Source organism: Cytobacillus spartinae (assembly GCF_042865285.1).
Classification (GTDB): domain Bacteria; phylum Bacillota; class Bacilli; order Bacillales; family Cytobacillaceae; genus Robertmurraya_A; species Robertmurraya_A spartinae.
Genome location: NZ_JBIACK010000004.1, coordinates 110,655 through 133,486 on the forward strand (window position 1 = coordinate 110,655; position 22,832 = coordinate 133,486).

37 protein-coding genes, 23 tRNA genes and 1 pseudogene are annotated in these 22,832 nt (G+C 43.6%); 57 read left to right on the forward strand and 4 right to left on the reverse strand.

Features of this window, described 5'->3' with window-relative positions; translation table 11 throughout:
- Positions 1 to 131 precede the first annotated feature (131 nt).
- The 44 genes from ACFYKX_RS10395 to ACFYKX_RS10610 all read left to right on the forward strand — a co-directional run bounded on the left by ACFYKX_RS10395 (position 132) and on the right by ACFYKX_RS10610 (position 15,328).
- Positions 132 to 584, forward strand: a complete 453-nt coding sequence (locus ACFYKX_RS10395) for a hypothetical protein (protein ID WP_389360784.1) — start codon at positions 132 to 134, stop codon at positions 582 to 584.
- Positions 585 to 598: 14 nt separating this feature from the next.
- On the forward strand, positions 599 to 751 hold the full coding sequence (locus tag ACFYKX_RS10400) for a hypothetical protein (RefSeq protein WP_389360786.1): 153 nt from the start codon (positions 599 to 601) through the stop codon (positions 749 to 751).
- Complete coding sequence (locus ACFYKX_RS10405; protein ID WP_389361194.1) at positions 751 to 1,419, forward strand: 3'-5' exonuclease; 669 nt, start codon at positions 751 to 753, stop codon at positions 1,417 to 1,419. The genes ACFYKX_RS10400 and ACFYKX_RS10405 overlap by 1 nt, the downstream gene beginning before the upstream one ends.
- Before the next feature lie 99 nt (positions 1,420 to 1,518).
- Complete coding sequence (locus ACFYKX_RS10410) at positions 1,519 to 2,622, forward strand: S1C family serine protease (RefSeq protein WP_389360788.1); 1,104 nt, start codon at positions 1,519 to 1,521, stop codon at positions 2,620 to 2,622.
- A 137-nt stretch (positions 2,623 to 2,759) separates the two neighbouring features.
- Positions 2,760 to 3,200 carry a hypothetical protein gene (locus tag ACFYKX_RS10415; protein WP_389360790.1) on the forward strand — a complete coding sequence of 147 codons (441 nt, stop codon included), beginning with the start codon at positions 2,760 to 2,762 and terminating at the stop codon, positions 3,198 to 3,200.
- A gap of 76 nt (positions 3,201 to 3,276) precedes the next feature.
- Positions 3,277 to 4,233, forward strand: coding sequence for a hypothetical protein (locus ACFYKX_RS10420; RefSeq protein WP_389360792.1), 957 nt, complete (start codon positions 3,277 to 3,279; stop codon positions 4,231 to 4,233).
- Positions 4,234 to 4,671: 438 nt separating this feature from the next.
- Positions 4,672 to 5,526, forward strand: a complete 855-nt coding sequence (locus tag ACFYKX_RS10425) for a transglutaminase domain-containing protein (protein WP_389360794.1) — start codon at positions 4,672 to 4,674, stop codon at positions 5,524 to 5,526.
- 76 nt (positions 5,527 to 5,602) lie between these two features.
- A complete protein-coding gene (locus tag ACFYKX_RS10430; protein WP_389360795.1) occupies positions 5,603 to 5,809 on the forward strand; it encodes a hypothetical protein in 207 nt (68 codons plus the stop codon).
- A 377-nt stretch (positions 5,810 to 6,186) separates the two neighbouring features.
- Positions 6,187 to 6,366: a hypothetical protein gene (locus tag ACFYKX_RS10435; RefSeq protein ID WP_389360797.1), complete on the forward strand. Its 180-nt coding sequence runs from the start codon at positions 6,187 to 6,189 to the stop codon at positions 6,364 to 6,366.
- 13 nt (positions 6,367 to 6,379) lie between these two features.
- Positions 6,380 to 6,595: a hypothetical protein gene (locus ACFYKX_RS10440; protein WP_389360799.1), complete on the forward strand. Its 216-nt coding sequence runs from the start codon at positions 6,380 to 6,382 to the stop codon at positions 6,593 to 6,595.
- 241 nt (positions 6,596 to 6,836) lie between these two features.
- Complete coding sequence (locus ACFYKX_RS10445; protein WP_389360801.1) at positions 6,837 to 6,971, forward strand: hypothetical protein; 135 nt, start codon at positions 6,837 to 6,839, stop codon at positions 6,969 to 6,971.
- The gene (locus tag ACFYKX_RS10450; RefSeq protein WP_389360803.1) at positions 6,968 to 7,126 is read left to right on the forward strand and encodes a hypothetical protein; all 159 of its coding nucleotides are present in this window, start codon (positions 6,968 to 6,970) and stop codon (positions 7,124 to 7,126) included. The genes ACFYKX_RS10445 and ACFYKX_RS10450 overlap by 4 nt, the downstream gene beginning before the upstream one ends.
- A 1-nt stretch (position 7,127) precedes the next feature.
- The gene (locus ACFYKX_RS10455) at positions 7,128 to 7,304 is read left to right on the forward strand and encodes a hypothetical protein (protein ID WP_389360805.1); all 177 of its coding nucleotides are present in this window, start codon (positions 7,128 to 7,130) and stop codon (positions 7,302 to 7,304) included.
- Between the two features lie 197 nt (positions 7,305 to 7,501).
- Positions 7,502 to 7,828: an FtsB family cell division protein gene (locus ACFYKX_RS10460; protein WP_389360807.1), complete on the forward strand. Its 327-nt coding sequence runs from the start codon at positions 7,502 to 7,504 to the stop codon at positions 7,826 to 7,828.
- A gap of 10 nt (positions 7,829 to 7,838) precedes the next feature.
- Positions 7,839 to 8,105: a hypothetical protein gene (locus ACFYKX_RS10465; protein WP_389360809.1), complete on the forward strand. Its 267-nt coding sequence runs from the start codon at positions 7,839 to 7,841 to the stop codon at positions 8,103 to 8,105.
- Between the two features lie 91 nt (positions 8,106 to 8,196).
- The gene (locus ACFYKX_RS10470) at positions 8,197 to 9,147 is read left to right on the forward strand and encodes a YHYH domain-containing protein (RefSeq protein WP_389360811.1); all 951 of its coding nucleotides are present in this window, start codon (positions 8,197 to 8,199) and stop codon (positions 9,145 to 9,147) included.
- Positions 9,148 to 9,525: 378 nt separating this feature from the next.
- Positions 9,526 to 9,599, forward strand: a tRNA-Thr gene (locus ACFYKX_RS10475).
- A gap of 43 nt (positions 9,600 to 9,642) precedes the next feature.
- Positions 9,643 to 9,888 (forward strand): hypothetical protein, encoded by a 246-nt coding sequence (locus ACFYKX_RS10480; protein WP_389360812.1) that lies wholly within the window; start codon positions 9,643 to 9,645, stop codon positions 9,886 to 9,888.
- Positions 9,889 to 10,102: 214 nt separating this feature from the next.
- Positions 10,103 to 10,177, forward strand: a tRNA-Glu gene (locus ACFYKX_RS10485).
- Positions 10,178 to 10,180: 3 nt separating this feature from the next.
- Positions 10,181 to 10,257, forward strand: a tRNA-Cys gene (locus tag ACFYKX_RS10490).
- 9 nt (positions 10,258 to 10,266) lie between these two features.
- Positions 10,267 to 10,341 (forward strand) — tRNA-Ile (locus ACFYKX_RS10495).
- A 14-nt stretch (positions 10,342 to 10,355) separates the two neighbouring features.
- Positions 10,356 to 10,431, forward strand: a tRNA-Asn gene (locus ACFYKX_RS10500).
- Between the two features lie 3 nt (positions 10,432 to 10,434).
- Positions 10,435 to 10,602, forward strand: a tRNA-Phe gene (locus ACFYKX_RS10505).
- A 5-nt stretch (positions 10,603 to 10,607) separates the two neighbouring features.
- A tRNA-Asp gene (locus ACFYKX_RS10510) sits at positions 10,608 to 10,682 on the forward strand.
- A gap of 67 nt (positions 10,683 to 10,749) precedes the next feature.
- Positions 10,750 to 10,825 (forward strand) — tRNA-Val (locus ACFYKX_RS10515).
- A gap of 184 nt (positions 10,826 to 11,009) precedes the next feature.
- Positions 11,010 to 11,083 (forward strand) — tRNA-His (locus ACFYKX_RS10520).
- 6 nt (positions 11,084 to 11,089) lie between these two features.
- A tRNA-Pro gene (locus tag ACFYKX_RS10525) sits at positions 11,090 to 11,163 on the forward strand.
- A 26-nt stretch (positions 11,164 to 11,189) separates the two neighbouring features.
- Complete coding sequence (locus tag ACFYKX_RS10530) at positions 11,190 to 11,552, forward strand: hypothetical protein (protein ID WP_389360814.1); 363 nt, start codon at positions 11,190 to 11,192, stop codon at positions 11,550 to 11,552.
- On the forward strand, positions 11,536 to 11,739 hold the full coding sequence (locus ACFYKX_RS10535; protein ID WP_389360816.1) for a hypothetical protein: 204 nt from the start codon (positions 11,536 to 11,538) through the stop codon (positions 11,737 to 11,739). The genes ACFYKX_RS10530 and ACFYKX_RS10535 overlap by 17 nt, the downstream gene beginning before the upstream one ends.
- A 41-nt stretch (positions 11,740 to 11,780) precedes the next feature.
- Positions 11,781 to 11,866: transfer RNA gene (locus ACFYKX_RS10540), tRNA-Tyr, on the forward strand.
- A 5-nt stretch (positions 11,867 to 11,871) separates the two neighbouring features.
- Positions 11,872 to 11,945, forward strand: a tRNA-Trp gene (locus ACFYKX_RS10545).
- A 13-nt stretch (positions 11,946 to 11,958) separates the two neighbouring features.
- Positions 11,959 to 12,030: transfer RNA gene (locus ACFYKX_RS10550), tRNA-Lys, on the forward strand.
- 96 nt (positions 12,031 to 12,126) lie between these two features.
- Positions 12,127 to 12,203 (forward strand) — tRNA-Ala (locus ACFYKX_RS10555).
- A 266-nt stretch (positions 12,204 to 12,469) separates the two neighbouring features.
- A tRNA-Arg gene (locus tag ACFYKX_RS10560) sits at positions 12,470 to 12,544 on the forward strand.
- A 17-nt stretch (positions 12,545 to 12,561) separates the two neighbouring features.
- Positions 12,562 to 12,650: transfer RNA gene (locus tag ACFYKX_RS10565), tRNA-Ser, on the forward strand.
- Positions 12,651 to 12,655: 5 nt separating this feature from the next.
- Positions 12,656 to 12,749: transfer RNA gene (locus tag ACFYKX_RS10570), tRNA-Ser, on the forward strand.
- A gap of 4 nt (positions 12,750 to 12,753) precedes the next feature.
- Positions 12,754 to 12,857, forward strand: a tRNA-OTHER gene (locus ACFYKX_RS10575).
- Between the two features lie 836 nt (positions 12,858 to 13,693).
- Positions 13,694 to 14,053 carry a toprim domain-containing protein gene (locus ACFYKX_RS10580; RefSeq protein ID WP_389360818.1) on the forward strand — a complete coding sequence of 120 codons (360 nt, stop codon included), beginning with the start codon at positions 13,694 to 13,696 and terminating at the stop codon, positions 14,051 to 14,053.
- Between the two features lie 84 nt (positions 14,054 to 14,137).
- Positions 14,138 to 14,260, forward strand: coding sequence for a hypothetical protein (locus ACFYKX_RS10585; RefSeq protein WP_389360820.1), 123 nt, complete (start codon positions 14,138 to 14,140; stop codon positions 14,258 to 14,260).
- A 42-nt stretch (positions 14,261 to 14,302) separates the two neighbouring features.
- Positions 14,303 to 14,377, forward strand: a tRNA-Leu gene (locus ACFYKX_RS10590).
- A gap of 9 nt (positions 14,378 to 14,386) precedes the next feature.
- Positions 14,387 to 14,461 (forward strand) — tRNA-Gly (locus ACFYKX_RS10595).
- A 5-nt stretch (positions 14,462 to 14,466) separates the two neighbouring features.
- A tRNA-Leu gene (locus tag ACFYKX_RS10600) sits at positions 14,467 to 14,542 on the forward strand.
- 120 nt (positions 14,543 to 14,662) lie between these two features.
- Positions 14,663 to 14,854, forward strand: a complete 192-nt coding sequence (locus ACFYKX_RS10605; protein WP_389360822.1) for a hypothetical protein — start codon at positions 14,663 to 14,665, stop codon at positions 14,852 to 14,854.
- 324 nt (positions 14,855 to 15,178) lie between these two features.
- Complete coding sequence (locus tag ACFYKX_RS10610; protein WP_389360824.1) at positions 15,179 to 15,328, forward strand: hypothetical protein; 150 nt, start codon at positions 15,179 to 15,181, stop codon at positions 15,326 to 15,328.
- A gap of 60 nt (positions 15,329 to 15,388) precedes the next feature.
- Here the strand turns inward: ACFYKX_RS10610 and ACFYKX_RS10615 are convergent, their stop codons facing one another.
- Together ACFYKX_RS10615 and ACFYKX_RS10620 are read right to left on the reverse strand one after the other, a co-directional pair.
- Positions 15,389 to 16,069: a thermonuclease family protein gene (locus ACFYKX_RS10615; protein ID WP_389360826.1), complete on the reverse strand. Its 681-nt coding sequence runs from the start codon at positions 16,067 to 16,069 to the stop codon at positions 15,389 to 15,391.
- A 182-nt stretch (positions 16,070 to 16,251) separates the two neighbouring features.
- On the reverse strand, positions 16,252 to 16,659 hold the full coding sequence (locus tag ACFYKX_RS10620; protein ID WP_389360828.1) for a DUF4262 domain-containing protein: 408 nt from the start codon (positions 16,657 to 16,659) through the stop codon (positions 16,252 to 16,254).
- A 161-nt stretch (positions 16,660 to 16,820) separates the two neighbouring features.
- Here ACFYKX_RS10620 and ACFYKX_RS10625 point away from each other — a divergent pair, with 161 nt between their 5' ends.
- From ACFYKX_RS10625 to ACFYKX_RS10655, 7 genes are all read left to right on the forward strand, one after another.
- On the forward strand, positions 16,821 to 17,030 hold the full coding sequence (locus ACFYKX_RS10625) for a hypothetical protein (RefSeq protein ID WP_389360830.1): 210 nt from the start codon (positions 16,821 to 16,823) through the stop codon (positions 17,028 to 17,030).
- Positions 17,027 to 17,467, forward strand: a complete 441-nt coding sequence (locus ACFYKX_RS10630; protein WP_389360832.1) for a hypothetical protein — start codon at positions 17,027 to 17,029, stop codon at positions 17,465 to 17,467. The genes ACFYKX_RS10625 and ACFYKX_RS10630 overlap by 4 nt, the downstream gene beginning before the upstream one ends.
- A 499-nt stretch (positions 17,468 to 17,966) precedes the next feature.
- Positions 17,967 to 18,052, forward strand: a tRNA-Leu gene (locus tag ACFYKX_RS10635).
- Between the two features lie 3 nt (positions 18,053 to 18,055).
- Positions 18,056 to 18,128, forward strand: a tRNA-Thr gene (locus ACFYKX_RS10640).
- 30 nt (positions 18,129 to 18,158) lie between these two features.
- Positions 18,159 to 18,350: a hypothetical protein gene (locus tag ACFYKX_RS10645; protein ID WP_389360834.1), complete on the forward strand. Its 192-nt coding sequence runs from the start codon at positions 18,159 to 18,161 to the stop codon at positions 18,348 to 18,350.
- Between the two features lie 38 nt (positions 18,351 to 18,388).
- Positions 18,389 to 18,598 (forward strand): hypothetical protein, encoded by a 210-nt coding sequence (locus tag ACFYKX_RS10650; RefSeq protein ID WP_389360836.1) that lies wholly within the window; start codon positions 18,389 to 18,391, stop codon positions 18,596 to 18,598.
- Positions 18,599 to 18,647: 49 nt separating this feature from the next.
- Positions 18,648 to 18,878, forward strand: a complete 231-nt coding sequence (locus ACFYKX_RS10655) for an NfeD family protein (protein WP_389360838.1) — start codon at positions 18,648 to 18,650, stop codon at positions 18,876 to 18,878.
- A 27-nt stretch (positions 18,879 to 18,905) separates the two neighbouring features.
- Here the strand turns inward: ACFYKX_RS10655 and ACFYKX_RS10660 are convergent, their stop codons facing one another.
- Positions 18,906 to 19,439 (reverse strand): Rok-like winged helix domain-containing protein, encoded by a 534-nt coding sequence (locus tag ACFYKX_RS10660; RefSeq protein ID WP_389360840.1) that lies wholly within the window; start codon positions 19,437 to 19,439, stop codon positions 18,906 to 18,908.
- A 719-nt stretch (positions 19,440 to 20,158) separates the two neighbouring features.
- On the opposite strand from ACFYKX_RS10660, the gene ACFYKX_RS10665 reads away from it, so the two are divergent.
- Positions 20,159 to 20,650, forward strand: a complete 492-nt coding sequence (locus tag ACFYKX_RS10665) for a hypothetical protein (RefSeq protein ID WP_389360842.1) — start codon at positions 20,159 to 20,161, stop codon at positions 20,648 to 20,650.
- Positions 20,651 to 20,654: 4 nt separating this feature from the next.
- On the opposite strand, the gene ACFYKX_RS10670 is transcribed toward ACFYKX_RS10665, so the two are convergent.
- The gene (locus ACFYKX_RS10670) at positions 20,655 to 20,984 is read right to left on the reverse strand and encodes a YolD-like family protein (protein WP_389360844.1); all 330 of its coding nucleotides are present in this window, start codon (positions 20,982 to 20,984) and stop codon (positions 20,655 to 20,657) included.
- Between the two features lie 86 nt (positions 20,985 to 21,070).
- On the opposite strand from ACFYKX_RS10670, the gene yyaC reads away from it, so the two are divergent.
- The 5 genes and pseudogenes from yyaC to ACFYKX_RS10695 all read left to right on the forward strand — a co-directional run bounded on the left by yyaC (position 21,071) and on the right by ACFYKX_RS10695 (position 22,824).
- Complete coding sequence (yyaC, locus tag ACFYKX_RS10675) at positions 21,071 to 21,622, forward strand: spore protease YyaC (protein WP_389360846.1); 552 nt, start codon at positions 21,071 to 21,073, stop codon at positions 21,620 to 21,622.
- Positions 21,619 to 21,765, forward strand: coding sequence for a hypothetical protein (locus ACFYKX_RS10680; RefSeq protein ID WP_389360848.1), 147 nt, complete (start codon positions 21,619 to 21,621; stop codon positions 21,763 to 21,765). Before yyaC ends, ACFYKX_RS10680 begins: the two co-directional genes overlap by 4 nt.
- 15 nt (positions 21,766 to 21,780) lie before the next feature.
- Positions 21,781 to 21,972: pseudogene (locus tag ACFYKX_RS10685) on the forward strand (YwbE family protein); the annotation flags it as partial.
- 155 nt (positions 21,973 to 22,127) lie between these two features.
- Entirely contained in the window at positions 22,128 to 22,343 is a 216-nt protein-coding gene (locus ACFYKX_RS10690; protein WP_389360849.1) for a hypothetical protein, read from the forward strand.
- A gap of 73 nt (positions 22,344 to 22,416) precedes the next feature.
- On the forward strand, positions 22,417 to 22,824 hold the full coding sequence (locus ACFYKX_RS10695) for a hypothetical protein (RefSeq protein WP_389360851.1): 408 nt from the start codon (positions 22,417 to 22,419) through the stop codon (positions 22,822 to 22,824).
- Positions 22,825 to 22,832 lie beyond the last annotated feature (8 nt).

A 22,832-nucleotide genomic window follows, 5' to 3' on the forward strand; every position in this document is an offset into this window, starting at 1 on the left:
GGGCGTTTTTTTATTGGAATACCCTTTGAAAAGGTGTATTTTTAATGAATAACGTGATAAAATAAAAGGAGCGTATCTTAGATTTCACTCGAAAAGGAAGGAAAAAAGGATAAGAAAAGGGGAAATGAACCATGGAATTACTTGGCGGAATCATGATTGCTGTTGGAATTGTCGGCTTTTTGACCACTTCCGTAAAAAAAGAAAAAGCGCCTAAGAATTCAACCATCCTTGATGATGATTTACTCCTGCTTTTGGCCACGAGAAAATCGTCTGCACCTCCTGTTAACCGTATAAAAACATCTTCTTACGAACCAAGGAAAGACACTTCTTTCCCGAAGAAAGACACTTCTTTCTCAAGGAAAGACACTTCTTTCTCGCCGAAACCTTCCATGGCAACAGCGAGAGATTGGGATACTTTTCGAGAAGACATGGCTAGTGTCTCAAGAGAATTCCAAGATCAATCCATTCGCATAATGGATGTGGACAAAGAACTAAACAAACAGTTACGTGTGGCTCAACCCAAAAATCATTTCGGCAGTGCCTATGATGCGTTTCAAGCCTTTGAACAACCATTTCGCATGTAAGGGGGAGTAAAAAAATGGGACCAATCGTTCAAAAACTATTAGAACAGGAACGAAAGAATCTTTCCGCAGAAAAGGAGAGATTGCTTAAGCAACTGGCTCAAATAGAGAACAGAATGAAGGTAGTGGAAAACGCTCTTTCTGATTTGAGTGAGGTGAAGGCATCTTGATGAAATGTCCTCAATGCCAAACCGGAACACTCCGTGCTCTTCGGGGTGTTCTCTCCTGTACTCGCTTTCCGGTCTGTCGCCACAAGGAAACCTATCATTTCCAAGTCGCTACTTCTTCTTCCTCTAAGTCGTACATCGTATTTGACTATGAGACAAGTGGAAGAAGCCATCGTCATGACAAGATCATTGAAATTGGAGCCGTCAAGGTTCGCAATGGTCAAGTCGTCGATGAGTTTGAAGCACTGGTGAATCCAGGCACCTATATTTCTGCTGTGATTACCCAAATCACGGGAATTCGGAATTCCGATCTCATCGGAAAGCCTACCGAAGAAGAAATCTTGCCTGCATTCATCAAATGGATTGGAGATGTCGACTTCATGGTCGCACATAACCTATCGTTTGATGCCCGATTCCTAAAGGCTGCTTGTATCCGTCTAGGACTTCCACTCTTTAGTGGAGAAGGGGTTTGCACCCTTCAAACGGCTCGTACGCTTAATATTCCAAGTGCCAATAACAAACTTGGGACATTGTGTGATTACTTCGGGATTTCGCTGGTCAATGCCCACCGAGCGATAGAAGACGTAAGAAGTACTCAACAACTTTTTGAGCGGTTAAAAGAAAGAGGAGACGTACCGTACAAGGCGTTCTCTGAGTTCTGTAAATCCTAGAACAGAGCATGTCTCTGTTCGTTATGATTCATTCATCTTTTTTCCCGATTCTTACAAAAACAAAAATATAGGGAAATAAGAATATTAAGGAGGTATTTCATGAATAAACCCGCTCTACTCTTTGCTCTTTCCGCTCTCCTTTTAACCTCAACCACTATTTTCTCCTCCACTCAACACATTCGCTCCCTCGAAAATGATCTACAAGAGGTTACTCATGACCTCGGACAAGCCACTCATCAACTCGAAGCCCTTGAGCAAAAGGAAGAGACGGTTAAAAAAGCGGTACAATCCGTCAGTTTTTCTGTTGGAGCGATCCTGACCTACGACAAAGATGGAAATAAAAATGGATCCGGTTCTGGTTTCCTCATTGACGCAAAAGAAGGGTACATCGTCACCAACGCTCACGTGGTCAAAGAGGTTGATAAAATGGAACTGCTGACCCCAAAAGGCGAAAAGATTCCAGTTAGTCTGGTTGGGAAAGATGTATTTAGCGACTTGGCCGTCCTAAAGGGAAATCCGGACCAATTGAGCAAACAAGACATGAAGCCACTTGCTATAAAAGAAGAGTCAAGCGTGGAAGTAGGAGACACCGTATTTGTGGTAGGGTCTCCACTCGATGAAAACTTTGCTTCGACGATTACAAAAGGCATGGTTTCCGCTATCAATCGAATTCTTCCGATGGAAGATTGGCACGGAATCAAGTATTGGGAACAATCCCTCATCCAAACTGACGCTCCGATTAATCCTGGAAACTCAGGAGGAGTTCTCGTCAATGAACAAGGAGTGCTTGTGGGTGTTCCAAGTTCTAAAATTGATAACCCGATTGTCGAAGGAATGGGATTTGCGATTCCCATGAACGAAACCGTGAAGATTGTATCAGGCATCATCGAACAAAAGGGAGACTTCGTTCGCCCTTCCCTTGGAATTGGGGTCATCCCCATCTCGCAGTTTGAGGGAGAAACCCCGTTTGAACTGTCAGAAGGACTGTATGTAGAAAATGTAGAATCTCGAAGCAAAGCATCCCTACAAAAAGGCGATGTCATCTTGAAATTTGACGGAAAAGAAGTCAATAACCTCTTAGATCTTCGAAAGGTCTTGTTTGAGAAAGAAGTCGGAAATGCTGTGGAACTGACCGTAATTCGAGAAGGCAAACCGAAAAAGATGAAGGCGACTCTCGTTCCTTTACAAACCTCTCCTGAATAAGGGGAGTTATGTTCTGAATTCCCTTTCTGGATTTCAGACTTGTCTCTCTTTTGAGAGCAATCACTTTTGAAAGGATGATTGTTTTGACCAAACAAAAACGCAAACCATTGTTAACTGGAATCCTTGCTTTTGCCCTCGTGGCAGGATTCGCCGGAGCTACCTCCGCCGCTCAAACCGTTACCTATTCTGTAGAGATTCAAGAACCTTCTCTGGATCTGGTTGTAACCGGAAATACGGCTTTACAGACTTACCAAAAAATTGACGGGGTCATTGTCGCTGATACCGTGGTGAATATTAAAAACAACGGAAGTGTGGATGGTCGACTCTATGCCCAAGTGGGAGATGTGTCTGCAAGTGGATTGACCTATTCGACTACGATTCCAGATGCAGCAAGTGAAGTGCTTACTTCAGTGTCCGATGCGGTAGCCACTACGCTGTTAGACCAAACCCTAAAGAACACGAACTTTGAGGTCCTTGCTGGTGGCAATGAAAACTTCGACCTTGAGATTTTGTTTGGGGCGAACACCCCAACAGGAACCTACAACATCCCGGTCACATGGACATTGCTTGCAAAATAAGGGAGATTTTTTCTCCCTTATCTGAATTCCGAGAAAGGAGTTCAGATTATCCAACCCATCTAAAGGAGGAAATGTCATGAATATGAACAATGATTCTACTAATCTTTTTTCCCTATTCTTTTTTCCTGTAAGGAAAAAAGATTGTAGGGAAATAAGACTACAATCCACAACCCCATGGTTCTTGCGAATGTTGCTTGCTTTGATTCTTTCAGTCGTTTTGACGACTTCATTTGTGACTCAAGGTTCAGCCAATACAGGGTTAAATGTAGCACCAGCCAAGATGAAAATTGAAGAGGCCATTCCTCAAGGAAAACGAGTTCCTTTGAAGGATGTGGTCGTGAAAAACTCTGGCGATCAGGAACAAACCTTTACAGTAGAGTCCAAAGGCTATCTTCACGGAGATGTGAAACAGTTCAAATTAAAACCCAATGACTCGATGACCATTAAAACGTGGTTAGAAGTACCCGAAGATGGAGCGGTAGGCTCACACTCCGACTCTCTTCGCATTGTGGCTGATGGGGGCGAAGTGAACAAAGCCGCCATTGAAGCCGTTGTCATCTATGAAGTCAAAGAAGGTCCTTTTTGGGTGAAGATAACATCTGCTTCTTCCAATGGTTCGAGTGTTGTAGCCACAGCCGGAGGATTTTTGGTTCTCCTAGTAGGAGTGGGAGTTGTTGCATTCTTCGTGTTCAAACGTCGTAAAGAAGGATACACTCCAAAAATCAAAACTCCGAAAGCACCGAAGCAACCACTTTCTCCAACCAAGTCAAATCTACTTCAAGATGATTCGATGTATTACACCGCTCCTTCTATCCCTTACCCTCCTCAACCTCACTATCCCGTGTATCAACCAGTCACTCCGCAGGTCATGTATGGTCCTCAGCCTATGGCTCAAGAAGAAGAGTCTGTTCAAACTCCAGAAGTCTCTACGGCACCGTCTGTTCCATCATCCCCTTCATCGTATCTTCCAGTTCCAACCCAAGAAGCCCCACGAGGATCTTTAGTAGAAAGGTTCTACAACCAATCGAAATAGGTTCAACTCTTAATAGAACAAGGGAATGATTGTATAATAAAGGTATAAAAAACATTCCCTTTGTTTCTATTTGTTCAACAAGTTGTGCATTTTGGGAACAGGAAATCTCCTCCTTATCTCGAACATGAGAGAAATGAGGGCCTTTACACGATCATTCTACTAAAGCAGATGGCTGGTATCTGAATTCGAATTTCTTGTAAAAGAATTTTGACATTCCTACGGTTGTCTGCTTTTTTATTCGGCACTTTTCTTCTAGCGAATCAGCCGCTCTGAATGTCTGTTTCGCATGGTAGACGGGATGCCTTTTCATTTGGGTACAGGAAGACATTGTCTTCAGAATATAGAATCCACGAAGCAGAAGGCATTCACTTCCTTTGTATCATCACTAATTTCATTAATTTGTAGGAGAGTGAAAGAATGAGAGGATTAAAATGGTTGTTGGTAACACTTGTCGCATTTGTCATGTTTTCTGGTGGGTTGTCGGTGGATGCAGGATTTTTCCCATCCAAAACGGTGTTTAGTCAAAAGCAGCAGGAAGCCTTGTCACTAGCCAAGAGTCACGATTACACACAAGCGTTGAAAACCTATACGCTCTATAACAAAGGAGAGAAATGGGCGATCATTGGAAAAGCGTCTCCTGAAGACCAAAAAAGAGGCGTGTTGCATGTTGTGGCCTTTGACCCAAACGACCCAAAGAAGGATGTGTATGTAAACATCCAAATCCCGAAAAATGGTCAAGTTCAATTTGCGTTTTCGACTCCAAAGATTAGTCATAAAAATGGATTTGTCATTCTCATGGATGGTTCGGGATCCTACAAACTAACCTTTGCTGAATCCTTCTTAAACCCAACGTACATGGCTCCAAGCACCGATAAGGCGATGGTTGATTTGGCTAAGAAAATTACCAAGGATAAGAAAACGCCACTGGATAAATCGAAAGCCATCTTCTATTGGGTGACGCAGAATATTGCCTATGACTGGAACAAAGGTCAAGCCAAAATATACAACGCCACGGAAACCTTAAAGAACAAAAAGGCTCAATGTACGGGGTACTCCAATCTGGTCGCAGCCCTTCACCGAGCAGTAGGCATTGAAGCCAGTGTTGTGTATGGCCAAAAGATGGAACACGTTTGGAACGAAATCTACATTGGGGACAAAACGTACTTTGTCGATGCAACGTGGGGTGCAGGATACGCTGATAAGAAAGGCAAATTCATCAAGAAATACAACCCGAACTACTATTCTTCAACACTCTGGAAATCTCACAAGAAAGACGAAGTGTGGTGCTTCTAGCATCCATTAGAAATCCCTAGAAGAGCGAGGCGAACCTTGCTCTTCTTTATGTCTAACGATGGTTAGGAGGATGACCATGGATATTCAAGAACTCAAATCTTTACTTAAACCTGGTGACCTCGTCACCGTACAAACCCCTATGTTTCAAGGCGATGGGGTGGTGTTTGCTATTTTCCCCAAAGAGCGGTTTCCGATTCAACTGGAATTAACTCAACCAGACGGGGATGGTCATGCCATGAAGCGAGTCGCATGGGCAGAAATCAAATTCTGGCAACCAAATTGAATACCTTGTCACTTGAATGAATAACGGTATCATGGTATACTAATGGTATGCTTCATTAGCCATCCTATCGTGAAAGTAGAGTAGTAGATGCTAGCGGGAAACTAGAAGTCTACAGGAATCTAGCGGGAACTAGGTTCCATTATCTCTCCCATGCCCTCTCAACGAAGAGGGAGGGTGTTTATAGGAATCTTTTTATGAGAACCAGATGACGACTATTGTACAGTGAAGCGGGTGCAAAGAATAGGCAAAGCCGAGATTCTGAGCGGAGGCGACACGACCCGTGGGTATCCTTAAGTGTTCCCTCGCCTTGATCCATGGTCGTTCCATTTCGGGCAAGAGTTCTGGTTCTTTTATTTGGAATGTTGAGGTGAAAACCTTTGAAACGATATACATGCGAATGTTGTGGATTCGAAAGCAGTCAATACAAAAAACGATTTGTCGGTCACGTCCGAGTGGAAATCAAAAGCGTGAAAGCCTGTAAAAAGTGCAACTGGTTTTTAACCGATGATGAGGAAGAGAAAAAACAGGTCATGGAACTCTACCACCTAAAAGTCTAAGGAGGCTCAGAGAATGGATATTCGGTACGGAAAATCAAGAAGATGGTATACCTCCGCGTCCTTTCGATTGATGAAACGAGTTCGTCTTCTTCTTGTCATTCTTCTTTCTCCCCTTTGGCTTCCGCTTTACGCGTTAGCCACCATCGGAGATTGGTCAGGAAGGGTAGTAGACCAACTGGATAGTGGGTTGCAAAGAATACTAGATCATATCATTCCCCAGAAGAAGTGAAACTCATAACGAACTAATCTATTTCTCTCTCTTTTAGCGGAAGGAAAGAGAGGGGTTGGGACTCGCTCCCCCGCACATTCCGAAATCTCTACGGGAGAATTCGGATATAGAGTGCATGCTTCCGCTTTTATGTAACTCGGGAAAGGGTGTTTCTCATGCTGTTAGGTTCATTCATTTTTACCATTTCTCTCATTGCTTCTGTCTCGTGTGGGGTCATCTTGGTCTTAAACCTAGAGGATTTTTGGGGAAAGAATCGAGTGTGGAAAAAGCGACTTCAAGCCGTCTTGGGAATCTTCGTCCTGAGTACCCTATCTCTGGTTGGGATCACGATGTTGTTCATCGACTACCTGAATTAAGGAGGAGGATTTTAGTATGACCACCTTGAGCCATGAATCAAAGGTTCCAAAAGAAGATACAAAACAATTAGTAGAGAGGGATCAAGAGATTCGAAAACGAATTGCCCGTACGATCCTCATTCAACAAACCCTCAAAGACAACAGAGAAGCCTTAAAACGATTAGGGGATAGGTAATGTGAAGACCATAAAACTTTCAGAATTACAACAACAGATTCGAAAAAACCAAGAAACACACCAAGAAGCCCTCACGCTTCACCAGCAGATTTTAGAAGAACGTGGGTTAAAAAAGGGAAGAGTTCGTCCACGAGATCCAGAGGAGCAAAAGATATTGGATTCCTTTACCCGAAAGTGAGCGATTACCATGGTCATTTGTCCGTATTGTCAAAACCAAGCCAAACTCTTGAGTTTTTCGGATTAATGGATACAGGACTCGATGAATCTGACCCGTGAAGAGGCTCATATCGGCTGTTTCAATGAGGAACAGTGCGAAGAAATCATCTTTTTAGCGAAAGAATACCGATACTTACACGAAAGGAACGAAAGAACTCAATGAAACCCACCACTACATCGCTAAGACTACAACGACAAGTCCGTATAAAACGTCGGCTCTTGGCTTGTTCTGTTCTGGTCCTGTTGGCTGGGGCTTATTTCGGAATCACACTCACCAAACAATACTTCCAACTCAAAGAAGCCCATAAAGAGCAAAAAAGCCTTCACCTTGCCTTAAAAGAGGTAAAGCGGGAAGAGCAGCGTTTACAAGAAGAATTGGTTCGCTTAAACGACGATGAATACATTGCCGACCTTGCAAGAATTGAGTTTTTCTTTTCAAAAGAACAAGAAATCTTGTTTGTCTTGCCAAAATCGAAGAAACCATAGGAGGAAAACTATGAACTCAACCTCATCTACCTCATTGCACGACTTCCAAGAAGGGGAGTATGTGTATAGCACCCAATATCGCTCCGTGTTTACCATAGAAAAAGTGTTTACCTCTCATCTTTACATCTGTGATGAAAAAGGAAAGAAGCATGGCTATTCGAATTACGGAGACTTGAGACGTGCCACATGCGAGGAAATCCAAGCCTTTCAAATCAAACGTCATTCCGCTCACACTCTGGTTGAATCTCCATCTATCTCTCACCCTATATCCCTGTAATCCATAGAGAGGAAAACTCCTCTCTTTTTTCATTTCCATACTTGGTAGATTCTGTAATAATAGAATCATAGAAATTTAAAGGAGAATACCTATGAAAGGTTGTTTCAGTCTATTATTTGGAGTCATAGTGGTGTCGATGTTATTCAGCACTCCTGCTTATGCTCATCCAGGGAATACCGATTCAAGCGGAGGGCATACGTGCCGAACCAACTGTCACGAGTGGGGACTCAATTACGGAGACTACCATTACCACGATTCATACGGAGGTGGTGGGGGAACCTATGAAGAAGGCTACGATTTGGGCTATGAATATTCCTATTCTTACACCTCGGAGTGTGAGGAGGAGTACGAATGGTGGTGGGAAGGTTCTCAAGCGTTTGGAGATGGCTATGAACAAGGAATTGCGGATGGCCACGAAGAAGGGCTAGAGGTCTGCTACATGAATAGTTACAACTCAGGTTACGAGTGGGGCTACTCCGATTACCAAGAGGGTCTTGAGTATGATGGCACCACCGTCATCTATGACGAAATTACTTTTGAAGAAGGCTATGCCGATGGCTGGAATGATTCCGAAAGCGAAGACACTGCACAAGCGGAAGAAACAGAAGAAGTCGTCTCGGTCACTTCCAATTCCACCGATAACGATTCGGATAACGATCATGTGCTGAACTCTTCCCAAGAGCAAACCGTCTATGAGAAAGGGTATTCGGAAGGGCATTGGGATGCCACGAATGAGTACATCTTTGAAGACTATGAACGAGGCTTTACCGAAGAGGAACTCTCACTCTTTCAAAAAGGCTACTATGCTGGATGGGTGGAAGGGGGAGGTGGTGGATCCCTTGAAACGATTTGGTATGAAGGTATAACATTTTTCACAAGCCATCCGTTGCTCGTGATCCTCTCACTGATTGGAGTCCTTTGGGGGATTCGAACACTCCTCCAAAAGAAACCGAACACCGCACATACGAATATAGCAAGCAAGGTGGTAAACATATTGCTTTGGACTGGTTTCCTCGTCCTGCTTTATTATCTAGTAAGTTAGAGATAACCTTTTTTCTGTTTTTGAAATCCGCTTGGATTCAAAAAGGAGAAGGGTTTTTCTTTTCTTCCAAAACTTTTTTAAAAAAAATCCATTTCACCGCTTGACTGAATATCGGTATTAATGTAGTATAAAGGTATACCAAATGAAAAGGAGTTGAAAGACATGTTCGGAATGATTGGAAAGAACACAACACATGAACAACCGATTTACGTTGACATGGTCTCTTTGACTCTATTTGAGAATACTTAATCCCGATTCTTTTTCCCTCAACTATCCCTGTTGTCTGTTGGCTGGTTTTGTGGCAAAAGTGTATATCGTTTATGGGAATGTATTCTCTGCCCCCCTTCAGAGAGTGCATTCCCCTTTTTTGTTCATTTTGCCGGTGTAGTTCAATTGGTAGAACGTCTCACTTGTAATGAGGGTGTTTGCGGGTTCAAGTCCTGTCACCGGCTCTTATGTTTGACCTACATACCTTGAGAAATGAGGAATGAAAACATGAGTCAAGTACAAATCGAAAAAGAAAAAGACATAACGAACATTGTCATCTTGTACTCCGATGGAACCAAAGAGGAGATCCAAAAGGGATTTGTCGCTCAAGTGGTTCAAGAGGAGGACGAAACGACCATGAAAATGAAGTTTGTGAATACTTCTGGTCCTGAATTGATGGATATGGCGTATGCGGTTTGTGTAGGGATGGCTCAGTTCATTCCGCCTCACATGTTAGAGGAAGAAGAAGAATAGAAGGGTAATAGATTCCCCCTACAAGGATGCGTCCTGTTTAAGTAGGTTAAAACTCTTGAGTGGCTTAGTCATACGGGTTCAAGCACTCTTCTATCCGAATTTCTTTTTGAAAGAATTTCGGACTAATCATTGCGGTGGGCTAGGCGTGGTCGTCTGATAGGTCTCATAAGCCTGTAACGAGGGTTCAATTCCCTACTCCGCAACCAAATTCTATGAGGCATTGGTCAAGTGGTGAAGACACCGTCCTTTCACGGCGGGATCGGGGGTTCAATTCCCCCATGCCTTACCAAATGGACAGGTTTCTCGACGGTTCGGGAGTATGGTCTGCAAAACCATATGAAAAGGGTTCGAGTCCCTTCCTGTTCTCCAACATCCTATACCGATGTAGCTCAGGGGCAGAGCGTTCTCTTGATAAGGGAGGGGTCGCAAGTTCGAATCTTGCCATCGGTACCAATTTCAATCACATCTTGCCCTTAGCTCAGTGGGTAGAGCGTTCGGCTGTTAACCGAAATGTCACCGGTTCAAATCCGGTAGGGTAAGCCAAATGGAGCAGTAGCAATGATGGTTCATGACAGCCTAACGGCTGGCACGAAAACGATTTTCAATCGTTTCCGCACAACTCATTCAAAAGAATGAGTTTCGAGGCGGGCAGAGCCCATCATGCAGAGGACTGAAAATCCTCGGATGTTGGTTCGATCCCAACCTTCTCCACCAAATTCGGAGGTATGGTCTAGTGGCTATGACGCTGCACTGTCCATGCAGAGACCGGGGTTCAATTCCCTGTGCCTTCGCCAAAAAGAATGCAAAGGCACGATATAATCAATCCGAAATCATAGAATTCGGAAGCCTTTCGCCAACTATAGCCCGTTGATTCCATTGGTTACGAGTTCTTCCTTACAAGAAGAATAAGAAGGTTCGATTCCTTCACGGGCTACCAATCTGAAATCTTCAACAAGGAGGAATACACATGAACAAGAAAAAAGTAGGAATCATTGGTGGACTATCTGCTTTAGTGTTAGTGCCTGTTGCCATTCTAGTCAAGCACAAGATCAGCAAACAAAAAGCCTAACCTTAAATCATAGATTGAACAGGAAAATAGAACACCCCTCTATTCTTCTGTTGAGGCTATGGCGTATGGGTAACGCGTCGGTCTGTGGAACCGATTAAGAGGGTTCGAGTCCCTCTAGTCTCCCCAAAATGACGGGATGTAGCTCAGTTTGGTAGAGCACTTGGTTTGGGACCAAGGGGTCGCAGGTTCAATTCCTGTCATTCCGATTATATGTCTAAAGGAGGAAATACCAATGGGATTATCAGGCTGGTTAGATCCAGAAGGACAATTTCACCCATGTTCGTATGGGAGACATCATGAATTTGCTCAAGACGAAATGGAACGTCTAGCGAATTTAGGAGACTATCCGTACGAAAGCGTGGACCAGTTACGAGAACGATCTTACATTCCGATGGGAGGAAGTTCTACAGGCTGGTACGTATTTCTCCCTATTAATCATGAAACCTATAAACCTATGGTATCAAAAGCCCAATATGCATGGTTTCAAACCCACTGGCATGAATTGGATGCCGAGCAACAAGAAATGGTATCCGATTGGTTAGAAGGTTTCCCTACATTAACAGAAAGGAAGAGAAGAAATGGGAGTAGCAAGTAAAGTACGATTCATTGGAACCGATGATGTCGATGCATTTTTAGAGCCAATGAACCGAGAAACCGAGTACGAGATTGTAAAAGACAATCAACACCTATACGTATTGGCTCCAGTTGGCACAAAACCGGAAGTGTTAAAAAACGAACTTCGTGTGGTATCAAAGTCCGATGTAGAGCCTTGGCAAGAGTAACCTTCTTGCTTTATGAGGAATCATTCCTCGCCTTTTCTTCTGGGAGGATAGACCGTAAGTGGAAGCGGGGCGGTCTGTAAAACCGTTGTCATCGACCTTGGATGTTCGATTCATCCTCCTCCCACCAAATATATGGGCATGGTGTAGTGGAAACACGTCGGTCTCCAAAACCGAAGCCGGAGGTTCAATTCCTCCTGTCTGTGCCAAATCTTTAAATATGGGGTCATGATGTAGTGGCTAACATAGCCGACTTTTAATCGGTCTACCCTGGTTCGAATCCAGGTGGTCCCACTTATTTGAATTCATTTGAATTCATTTGAATTCATCTATCTGAATTTCTTTAGGTATCCGAATTTCCACTGAATTTCGGACTAATTCAGACTATATGGGCCTTAAGTGTTAACGGGTTCGCACGTTTGCTTTGCAAGCAAGTAGAGGGGGTTCAATTCCCCCAAGGTCCACCAAATTCCTTTAGGGAAATACCCTCATCATACATCCTACGTTATTTGCAGATGTCCCCCCAAACAGAAGCCGTACCCAACTTTCGGGTCACGCGTTGTGAGCTGAGACTCACCATCTGCACTTTTTCCTTGTACCCCCGTAGCATAACGGTTAATGCAACGGACTTTGACTCCGTTGAAGGTGGTTCAATTCCATCCGGGGGCGCCATTAATCTGAATGATCCGAATTCCCATGCGATTTCGGAACTTGAACAAGAATTCAGAATCATGCCCCTTTGGTGTAACGGATAGCATGCAAGACTACGGATCTTGCGATAGAGGTTCGATTCCTCTAGGGGGCACCATCTGAATCAACCTATTTGGAGAGTTACTCAAGAGGCTGAAGAGATTCCGTTGCTAACGGAACAGGCGAGAAATCGTGCGGGGGTTCGAATCCCTCACTCTCCACCATATACGGAGGCATACCCAAGTCTGGCTATAAGGGAACAGTCTTGAAAACTGCTAGGGGTGTAACAGCCTGCGGGGGTTCGAATCCCTCTGCCTCCGCCATATTGCCCTTTGGTGAAACTGGTTGAACAGTCCGAATTCTGTTAAAACAGATTTCGGATAACACGCCTTTCACGCGTGGATGTACGGGTTCGAATCCCGTAAGGGTCATTTATCTGAATTCCATAGAATTTCAGACTATGAATAAGAGCATACACAAGTATGTGGAATCTCCCGAGGGAAACGAAAGAAGTACCGAAGTCTTATTCTTTCTCAAGACGGTAGTGGCGGAATAGGTAAACGCTCATGAAGTGTAAGAGTAGATACATGGGTGGAGTGTTAAAAAGAAAACACATAAAAATGGAACCAATCCATGTCACAACATGCTACTCCTATAAGGTGCAAATCCTTATCTACTGTCTTTATCTTACTTTGACTCCTTCTGTGAGGACACTCCTCGTGAATGGTCGAGTAAGAAAACCCGGTCGAGCAAGTTGTGGTTGAATGCGACCGAATAGGAGCGGAAAAAGCGCACCCGTCACCCTATTGAAAACGCTCTTTGGGTGCCACAACACCCGAAATTAACAGGACCAAGCGAAGGGTTAGGAGGTCCAGTTTTTATCGCTCTTCCTTATACACGCCAGAGTCTTCTTACACTTCCCTCTCGTTTCTTGGTATCCACGGCACTACTAGATGGGGGAGCGGAAGAGAAAGAGTGATTCCCGTGGGCGTGTTTTATCTGAAATTCTTAAACAAGAATTTCGGTTCTGATATTCTAACGAAAATCAGATTTTAGTCCGATTTTCTTGCAGAAATTCGGATTGATTCCGAAATCCCAAAGGGAATTCGGATTATCACACGTATGGCTAGGATAACATTAGGTTCGAGTCCTAACTCCCCTTTCCAATCTGATTTCTTACCCTGGGCTATGAGAAAAAGGGGCGGGAAGGTTTAGACACGGTTCAATTCCGTGGACGTGTGACTTATAAAAAAAGGGGTGAAGTAGGATGAAAGTAGGTTTTGTCGTCGAAGGATTCAACGATGAAACACTCGTCAAGCAGTTGTTTCCTGATAGTGTGGTCGTGGTCGCAAAAGGCACACGGGTTAACAACCGAGTGAAACAGGAGATTCAATCCGCTTTAGACGTATGTGATCAAGTGTTTTTACTCACCGATCCAGACCCAGCCGGGGATTGGCTCGCCAATAAAGTGCAAGAAACCTTTCCTCACCTCACTCGAATCCCGATTGCCCCTCAAAAAGCCTCGTGCTACCGTCATCATAAGTGGAAAATCGGTGTAGAGCATTGCGATCCTTCCTATTTGCTTTCTCAAATTTCTCTCTACTTGAATATGGGTGTGACGACATAACTTCACCCTCTTATCGGCTGGTATCTGAACTTCCAGTGGAAAGGCAGATACCGGATTCCGTAAGAATTGACAGGAGGGAAAATCATGTTCATTCCAACTGTAACGCTTTTGAAAGCCGAAGTAGCGTATCGCCAAGAGCGAGTATCTCGATTCTTTAATCCGAATTTCTTTACAAGAATTTCGGAACGGAGACAAAAAGGGAGGTAGTATGATCCCTTTATGTCTGAATGTTGTATTCAGATCTTTTTTGCCCCAATAGTCCAATCGGCAGGAGACAATGGACTTAAAATCCATCCAGTGCAGGTTCGAGTCCTGCTTGGGGTATATCAGTATGCGGGCTTGGTCTAGCGGTTAAGATGGCTGGCTTCCAACCAGTTGACACGGGTTCGATTCCCGTAGTCCGCTCCAATTTTGCCCCCGTAGCCCAATTAGGCAGAGGCACACGGTTTAGGCCCGTGACAGTGTTGAGTTCGAGTCTCACCGGGGGTATCTTATAATCTTATCTCCCAAAGGGAAATAAGACTCAATCTTTTTTCCTAAAGGGAAATAAGACTCAATCTTTTTTCCTAAAGGGAAATAAGACTCCCAACCTTGAAAGGAGGGATTCCGATGAATAGGTATATCGTCGAGTGGTGCAGCCATCACGGAACCGAGGAACCGCTATGTGTTCGCTCCCTAGTCAAAGCCTCTTCTCCTGAAGAAGCCGCCGTAAAGATTCTTCAAGAACGTTCGAGAGTGTTTCGTCTGAGCCAATCCATGATTACGATTCTTGGAGTCTATCCTTTCCCATATCCTGTTTAATACAGTCTGAATTCACCGAATGATTTCAGATTATGTACCTTTGTTTTAGTACCAGCCCAAAGTAAGGGGGGTGTGTGGAGGTGCGAGTCCTCGCATTCAGGTAACCTTGAATGGCAAGTGCAGCGTAGGGAAGACCCACCCTAGAGAGAGGTGCAAATCCTCTGAAGGTACATTTTCAAAAAGGAGTGGTTCAAATGGGAGCCAAATTGAAACCTTAAAAGTAACCTACAAACAACTCGTTGATTTCTCCGATTCCATGCAAAAATCCAATTTCAAATTCGTGGATCACTACATTCGGAGGCAAACCAAAAAGAAGGAAGTTGGATGGGAAAAAGAGGTGGAATCGTTCTTACGAGATGTCATCGAGATTCACCAGAGGTTCTTGCTTCAACGAGAGGCAACCTTCAACCGATTGAAAGCATAAGGGGAGTACCCCTTGATGGAGTTCGCCTTGATAAGGTCGCAGACCAATAGAAGAAAGCAAGAAAAACTCTCCAAGCAATCTGCGTTGGAGAGTCTTTTTTTGGTCTTTGTTTATCGTTTGGCTTTTCGGTACCCGGCATTCTTCGCTTCTTGTTCCGTTTTGAAACACGCTTCTGGTTTCACGCTGTTGTAAGAAGCACCGCCTTTGATGTGGTAGATCTTTTCTCCACTGGAGGCGATGTTTCCTTTCACCACGCAGCTAGAAGAAGGGGATGTCTTAGGGGTGGAGGTTTTCTTCTTGATCACCTCTGGATGAAACCCATCTTCTTGCACATAGTTTTCAATGGAGTAAATGCCCACGCCTTTTTTCATCGCTTCTTTCTGGAGGCTGCGGTACTTGTCGACGTACTTCGTATTCGGGGCGTACACATACGCCACTCGAACCAACCCACGCTTTAGGAGCTCTTCTTGAACACTTTTCCCGTCTGCATATACGTAAGCCAGAAGTCTTCCGTACTTATCCCGCTCACTCACATCAAACTCAAGTTCCAGTTTCTTTGCCTTTTGAACCACAGAAGCATTAAAGTCTTTTGCCTCTTTTCCAAACGGCTGAACCCCTAACTTCGGGTGAGACGTTTCAGGAGCGTCGACTAACAAGTAGCGTACCTTTTCGGTCTTTTTCCCGATGACGACCTCAATCGTATCGCCATCAATCGGTTTAGACAATTTCACGTTTACTCGTTTCGAAGACGGTTCTTCTGCATAGGCGGTCTCACTAGAATCGAGTGACACCGACGGAGCCGAGCAACCGACCAATACCAAAGACAGAAGAACAAACAACCATTTTTTCATATTCCTTCCTCCTCATGCTATTCTTTTTTCCTTAAAGGAAAAAAGATTGAAAGTGATAGACTTGTCTTTAGTATAGCATGTTTATTACGAATAAAGGAATATGTCATTACCAAAGGAACCTATTATAAGAAAGCATGAGCCTGCATCATGTACATCTCTTCACAGCCGTCATCCTCTGGAAACTTTCCATTGGGATCCGGCAGAATCACTCTAAGCAGCTCCCGCTCATCCTCTTCCACTCGTTTCATTTCGACTTCAAAACCGGTTATCACCCGGGCATAACGTTTGCCTTCTTGAAACACAGTCCCTTCGGCCACTAAATCAACTAAGCGACTGAAGATTTCTTGTGGAATCCGTGGGTCCACATCAAGCACGAGCTGAAAGTCATCATGATCAAAGTTTTCGGCAAGACCGTGCGTATGATGATTCGCGGTTTTCCCGTCTGGTGAATCCTCATGGTGAGCAATCCATCCATAATCCTGCAGCTGAGACTCAAGTTCCAGCATCGCATCCATTGAAAAGTTCTTCATATCATTTCCCCCTTTTGCACACAACTTACCTCTTTTACCTTTTAGTATAGCGCACACACGTTCTCTCATGTAAGGAAAATAGACTGTTAGTTTCATTGATGAGAACATCGGAATTATGGTATAATATATGCATTATTAACTCGTACAAAGGAGGGTTCTTCATGCTGCCAAATGCCAGACTTGCTGATACCTGTATTTACTGCGAACATCAGACTTTCCGTATGAGAGGAAATATTCGTTGCTCCAAACACCGAGCGGAACTTCCAGTACAATCGGTGTGTGATGATTTTACGCCTGTATCCTCTAGTCCCCACCGTGTAAGAGGGAAAGTTCAAACCGAAGAACGTATCCCAAAGAGATTACGCTCATGAAGAACTCCTCTTTTAAAAGAAGAGTTTCTACTAGACTGCTTCGCTCCGCAGGAGGAAAAGCGGAGTGGCCATTCCTCCCTCAAATGAATTCTTCGAAGGTATCCAAGGTCACGGTCATGAACAGCAAATATCGCTTGTTGCTTCATCCGTTGCTCATTCCTTGTTGGATTCTAGGCATCCTCAATCTATTTGTCTTTCATGTAGACCTAGAAATGCTTTTGTTGTTCATCAGTCTTTTGTTTCTCGGTGCCTACTCGCTTTGGAAACGATTAAAGGTCGCCTATCGAATCTGGAAAGGGCGGAAGGAACTTTCTATGAGGGAAATCGCTGAAATGGAGCATGCAACCAGACAACTCAAGAACAATCCCGAAGTAGGCGTCTGTTTTCTCTTGCTCCTGATCAACCTCCTCCTTACCTATATTCAAGTAACCTTTTAATCCGAATCATCCGAAGGGATCCCTTTACTAGACTAAGATGAAGAAAGAAGGAAATCTCATGATCCTTGAAAAAATCGCCAAACGTATTGAGGACTATCAATCCTTACAAATGATTCACCCTTTAACCTGTAATCTGAAATTGTAGATTTCAGAACAGAAACCAGCACACATCAAAACCTTGAACCCAAAATCGAGGGAGAACAGGTCATTTTGGTTTGCAAAGACTGTACGTACCGTCAATCCGAATTTCTGAAAGAAAATCGGACTCAAACACATCTTCCGGATATGTTCTTTGATGATTCGTTTGATGAATTAGTCTTAAATTCTCTCAAGGAGAAATTAAGATATTTGGAACAACAACAGGCATTTGAAGCAGATTTTTTAGGAAAAAGGAAGAGGTGAACCTTTTTAATGGGTTCACTTTTTTACGTTTAAAATAAAGCCTATTATCCTTGATTGAATATCGGTATTTTGATAGAATAGTAACATGATATACTTTGCGGTTGTGGTGGAAAGGCAGACACGCCATCTTGAGGGGGTGGTGTCCATCGTGACGTACGGGTTCAAGTCCCGTCAACCGCACCAAACGCCGGCATAGCTCCAATGGTAGAGCAATTCCATGGTAAGGAAGAGGTTACGAGTTCGAGTCTCGTTGTCGGCATTATTTTCTAAGGGGAAGTAGGGATTTCTTGTGTTACATGACTTAAAAACAAAATACCATGACGCAGGACTATTCGATAAAATCTGTATCTTGTGGTATCTCGTGAACATGGTAGAAGCCCCGTTTGAAGCCATTAAAGGAAACGTAGGCGCCTTCTGCGGAAATGCCTTGTTTGCCCTCGGTTTAGCCTACTACTTAAAGAAGCGTTACCAAACAGCGTAGCCCATCTACGAATCTCTTAGAAGAAAGGGGAACATTCAATGTGGAATGACTTGATGAAGATGTATCATTCAAGAGGATTACTGGTGAAACTCATCATCATTTTCTATGTATTCAACATGGTGGAAGCCCCACTTCTTGCTTTTACGGGAGATTGGAATGGTTTCCTCTTTGATGCGACGCTTGCTTCCTTGTATGCCTACTTATTGCAGAAGTGGCATCTCGAATCCGCCGATCCGAATTCTCACTAACATTCGAGAAGGGGGCTTCGGTTATGTGCGTTTAAGGGAGGGGTTTTCCATGTTTGTGATTTGGTTTGTCTTTGGGATTCTCACCTTGACAGCAGAGCTCGCCACGGGCGCCTTTGTCCTTTTATGGTTCTCGCTCGGTGCCTTTGCTGCAAGTGTTTCCACCTTTCTCACCGATTCTTTTGCTATTCAAGGAATCATCTTCATCCTTTCTTCTCTCATTCTCTTTTTGACCCTCAAGTCTTACATAAAAAACAAAACCCACAAGGAAACAAAAAAATAGCACAAGAGGAATTCCTCTTGTACTCTCTTATGATTCTATATACTCAAACTGACCACGAACCGGCTTTTGAATAGAAGGGTTTAGTTTCATGATTCGCTTGATAAAGTGGTCAAAGTTTGAGGTATTCAGGAGTCCTTTCTCTTCAAGTATCCGCTTGAAATCTTTTTGTTGAATCTTGCCTCCTGCTTTCTTTAACACTTGAGCCACTTGAGATGCCAAGTCTTCATCAATCCCAAGGAAGCGTGAACTTCGTTTAGGCTTCTCATCCTTTGAAACAGCTACTTCTTCTACGTTTTGGTGAAGGGAGATCAATTGGTCTATAGGTGTTTCTTCTGTCTCTGGTTTTTTTTCTATCTTTTCCACTGTTTCTTTAACGGCTTCTTTTATGGGCAATGCGTGTTCATACGACGGGAAAGGGTTGGCTTGTTGCTTTCGAACGTACTCTCGCTCATCCAACTCTCGTAATCTTTGAAACAACTGTTGATACTCTTCTTGTAGCATTTCTCGTTCTTGCATGATTTGTTGCATTCTCATTTGAATCGCATAACGCTCTGTAAACACGAGAATTCCTCCTGGGTATTGAAAAATCACACTCTGTTTTCAATATACAAGAAGTGGTAATGGTGGGGAAGAGTGGAAATCGTAACACTTTATGAACATTTATTCCTCAACGACTCCGACATTCCGAATTCTGTTTAACAGATCTTTTTTCCCATAGGGAAATAAGACTCGATTTCGGATCATTCTTAGAAATTGCTGTAGAGAGAGGGAGTCAAAACAGAAAGGAAGGTGAAGCGTTTGATGATTCCATATGGATTGGTTCACTAAGGGTGATGGTTTCGGCTTCTGTTGACATTCGTTTGAACAGAAAATCATGCCCCCACACTCTAGGGATACTATGATCAATCAAGAAGAAAACATTCAATGGGAAGAAGAACAACTTCAAAAGGCTCACGCAAGATACGTGAATCCAAAAGGAAGAGCCTTCGACCCACGAAAAGATGCACTCATTCGCCATCGAAAACGAGAGCACACCCGCACGTCTCCCGGACATGAAGATACGTGGATGAAAAAAGTCACGCAGCGAAAATTCCGGAGAAAAATGAAACAACATCTCTATAGGGAAGAATACGTCAATCCCGTGCCTCACGATTACAAAACGTACGGGTATATGACCTGGTAGAGAGAACATAGGGAACGAAGGTCAAGTAGAACGGGGACCATCGCACGTGCCTAGACGGGGTTAGAGGCACACCATTTTTAGGAAAGGAGTGTTTATCGTGTCTGACAAACGAACAGCAGAATGGCTATTAGGCTTAGGCGTGTTGTTGCTATTGGCTTCGGTAGGATTTTTGCTCTTTTTAAAAGAAACTCCTAAACAAACAGATACCGCCCAATTCCCGGTGGAAACCATTCAAGGATCAGGGGTATGCGGCGTCAAGGAGCAAATTCCGTTTACGAAAGAAACCGCTCACCCAGCACTATTGGACTATGATTGGCAATCCAACGGGAAAGACCGAAACTATCTAGTGAGAGCCTACAAGGGAACCGTTCAAGCGGGCAAAGGAGTTGTGTTGTCGGATGAGAATTGTCTTCCTGACAAGGAGGGATTAAGCCATTGCCTCAATGAAATTCGTGTGAGCAAAGAAACCTTCACGGTTCTCATGACACACAACCTAAAAGAAAGTCGTTGCTTAAACCAAGGGGAAACCGTTCACATTACCCTATTAGAAGACGACTATGCGATGCTCACTATCTCTAAAAAGAAATAACTCATTAGCCTAGCAACTGAACACGAATCAACGCTTCCAACTCCACTTTCTCCAACTCCTCTTCCGTTTTGAGTTCCAGTATTTGTTCGTGGGTTCTCACTCCCCGAATCCAGCCTTCCACATCTCTTTCAAATCCTCTTTCGTGCAGGGTCAATCTTACTTTCCAGCGATTAAGCAGAGCTGTTTGAATCGTTTCGTTCATTTCCTGCATTTCGTATTCATCCAACAGAGGTTTCTTTGTTTCTTTCATCTCCATCTCCATCTCCCTTAACGCTCGAATATGTTCAGGCATGAAAAACCCTTGCCATTTCATCTTTCCACGATCTCGTAACATTGCTCCCACCTCTTTAAAATCGAATGTATGTTCTGATTTTAACACTTAAGGGTAAGAAACTCAATTCAAATATGGAGGTTTTCCCTATGTCCTATGTTGCCCCGTCACACCCCAAACAGTCAACTGTTGACTTAATCCCCCTCATGAAAGAAGTTTTCCCTTGCCACCTACCTTCCTCTCAAATCGCCTTTGTATGCATTGGCACCGATCGTGCGACAGGGGATTGCCTCGGTCCATTGGTCGGCACATTCCTTAAAGAAAAAGGGTACCCTCATGTGTACGGAACGTTAGATTCTCCGGTTCATTTCAAGAATATCCAACAGATCGTGTCTTCCATTCCGAAAGGTAAAACCGTAATCGCGATTGACTGTACACTAGGAAAGACCTCAGAAGTGGGGGATATTCGTCTCTTTAAAGGAAGTGTTTCAGCAGGAGCGATTACTCAAAAACAAGGCATTGTGGTAGGAGATTACGGACTCCTTGGAGTGGTCAACATTGGAGGATACATGGAACCCTTCATGCTGCAATGTACGCCACTGAACTTGGTCATGAATATGGCTAAAACTATCGCAGAGACCATTTCGAAAGCCATTGTGACTAACCGCTCTTCCTTGACTCAAAGGAGGAGTGTATCATGACAGGTGCATTTGCTCTCATTTTAATCATTGCGTTGTGCATGCTTGCTCATGAATACAGCAAGGAGTACGAAAAACAAGAGAAACAAAAGAAAAAACAAAACGGTTTGGAAACAGATGACATCTGGCCAGGCAATCCTTCGTAAAGGGAGGGAAGAAACATGGATGGAAGAAAACGGGCTTGTGTGAAGCCCGGAATGACCGTAGACATTGTGTTAAAAAAGGACCAGCCGACAGGAATCCTCACAAGAGGAGTGGTAAAAGACCTGTTAACAAACAGCTCCTATCACCCCAGAGGCATCAAGGTGCGCCTAGAATCCAATCAAATTGGGAGAGTTCAGCATATCCTACAACAGAGTGAAAATACGAGTGCCAGCCAGCCGAACGCACTATATGGGTATTGTGAAGAGGAGTAGTCAACCTCTTCTTTTTTTATGTGTTCATCCCTCGAAACACAATGAATATCGTGATATAATATGAATATAACGGACAGATATGGAGGTTTCTCATGCCGAAATTGACTCGTGAACAACTCATTACGCATTGTGTCCATGGATTACAAGATTTTGGCTATTCGGCTGTTAACCAAGAGAACATCTTTACCGATTTCGTGTATAGCCAATTTTTCATACGCATGCTAAAAAACGGATTAGGAGAGGGGTATGATGATCTTATCCAATCCCTCATTCAAGAAGTAGAAGAAAAACAATCAAAAACACTATAAATCTTAATTCCTTAATCTTTTTTCATGTAAGGAAAAAAGATTGAAAGGATTTAAGACTAAGGAGGAGATATTTGTGAACACTCAAACCGTTGCATCATTCCCGGAGATTCAAGAAGGCTTAACTGTCTATGTAGTAGATCCGTCGTACATCTGGTGTCCGATTCAACCGTGGACCTTGAAGAAAAACGACAAGTACGAATCTGGGTACTGCTTAAAAACCACGATTGAACACCTTTCCTACTACACGCTTGCTTGGCCGGTTACGTGGGAAAAACATGTAGGCTCCCTCTACTTCTTTTCAAAAGAAGAAGCGGAACAACACCTTGAACAGCAAATCAACAAGTGGAAGAGCATGCTTCAAACAAAAGAAGGGCTCATCCAATCCTTGTTTACGGGATGGCAAGGAGAAGAAACACACCCTGAAGTGGTAAAAGAAGCGAAACGTCGCATCCTTGAAGAATTCGGCGTTGTCGTAGAATAGGAGGGGAT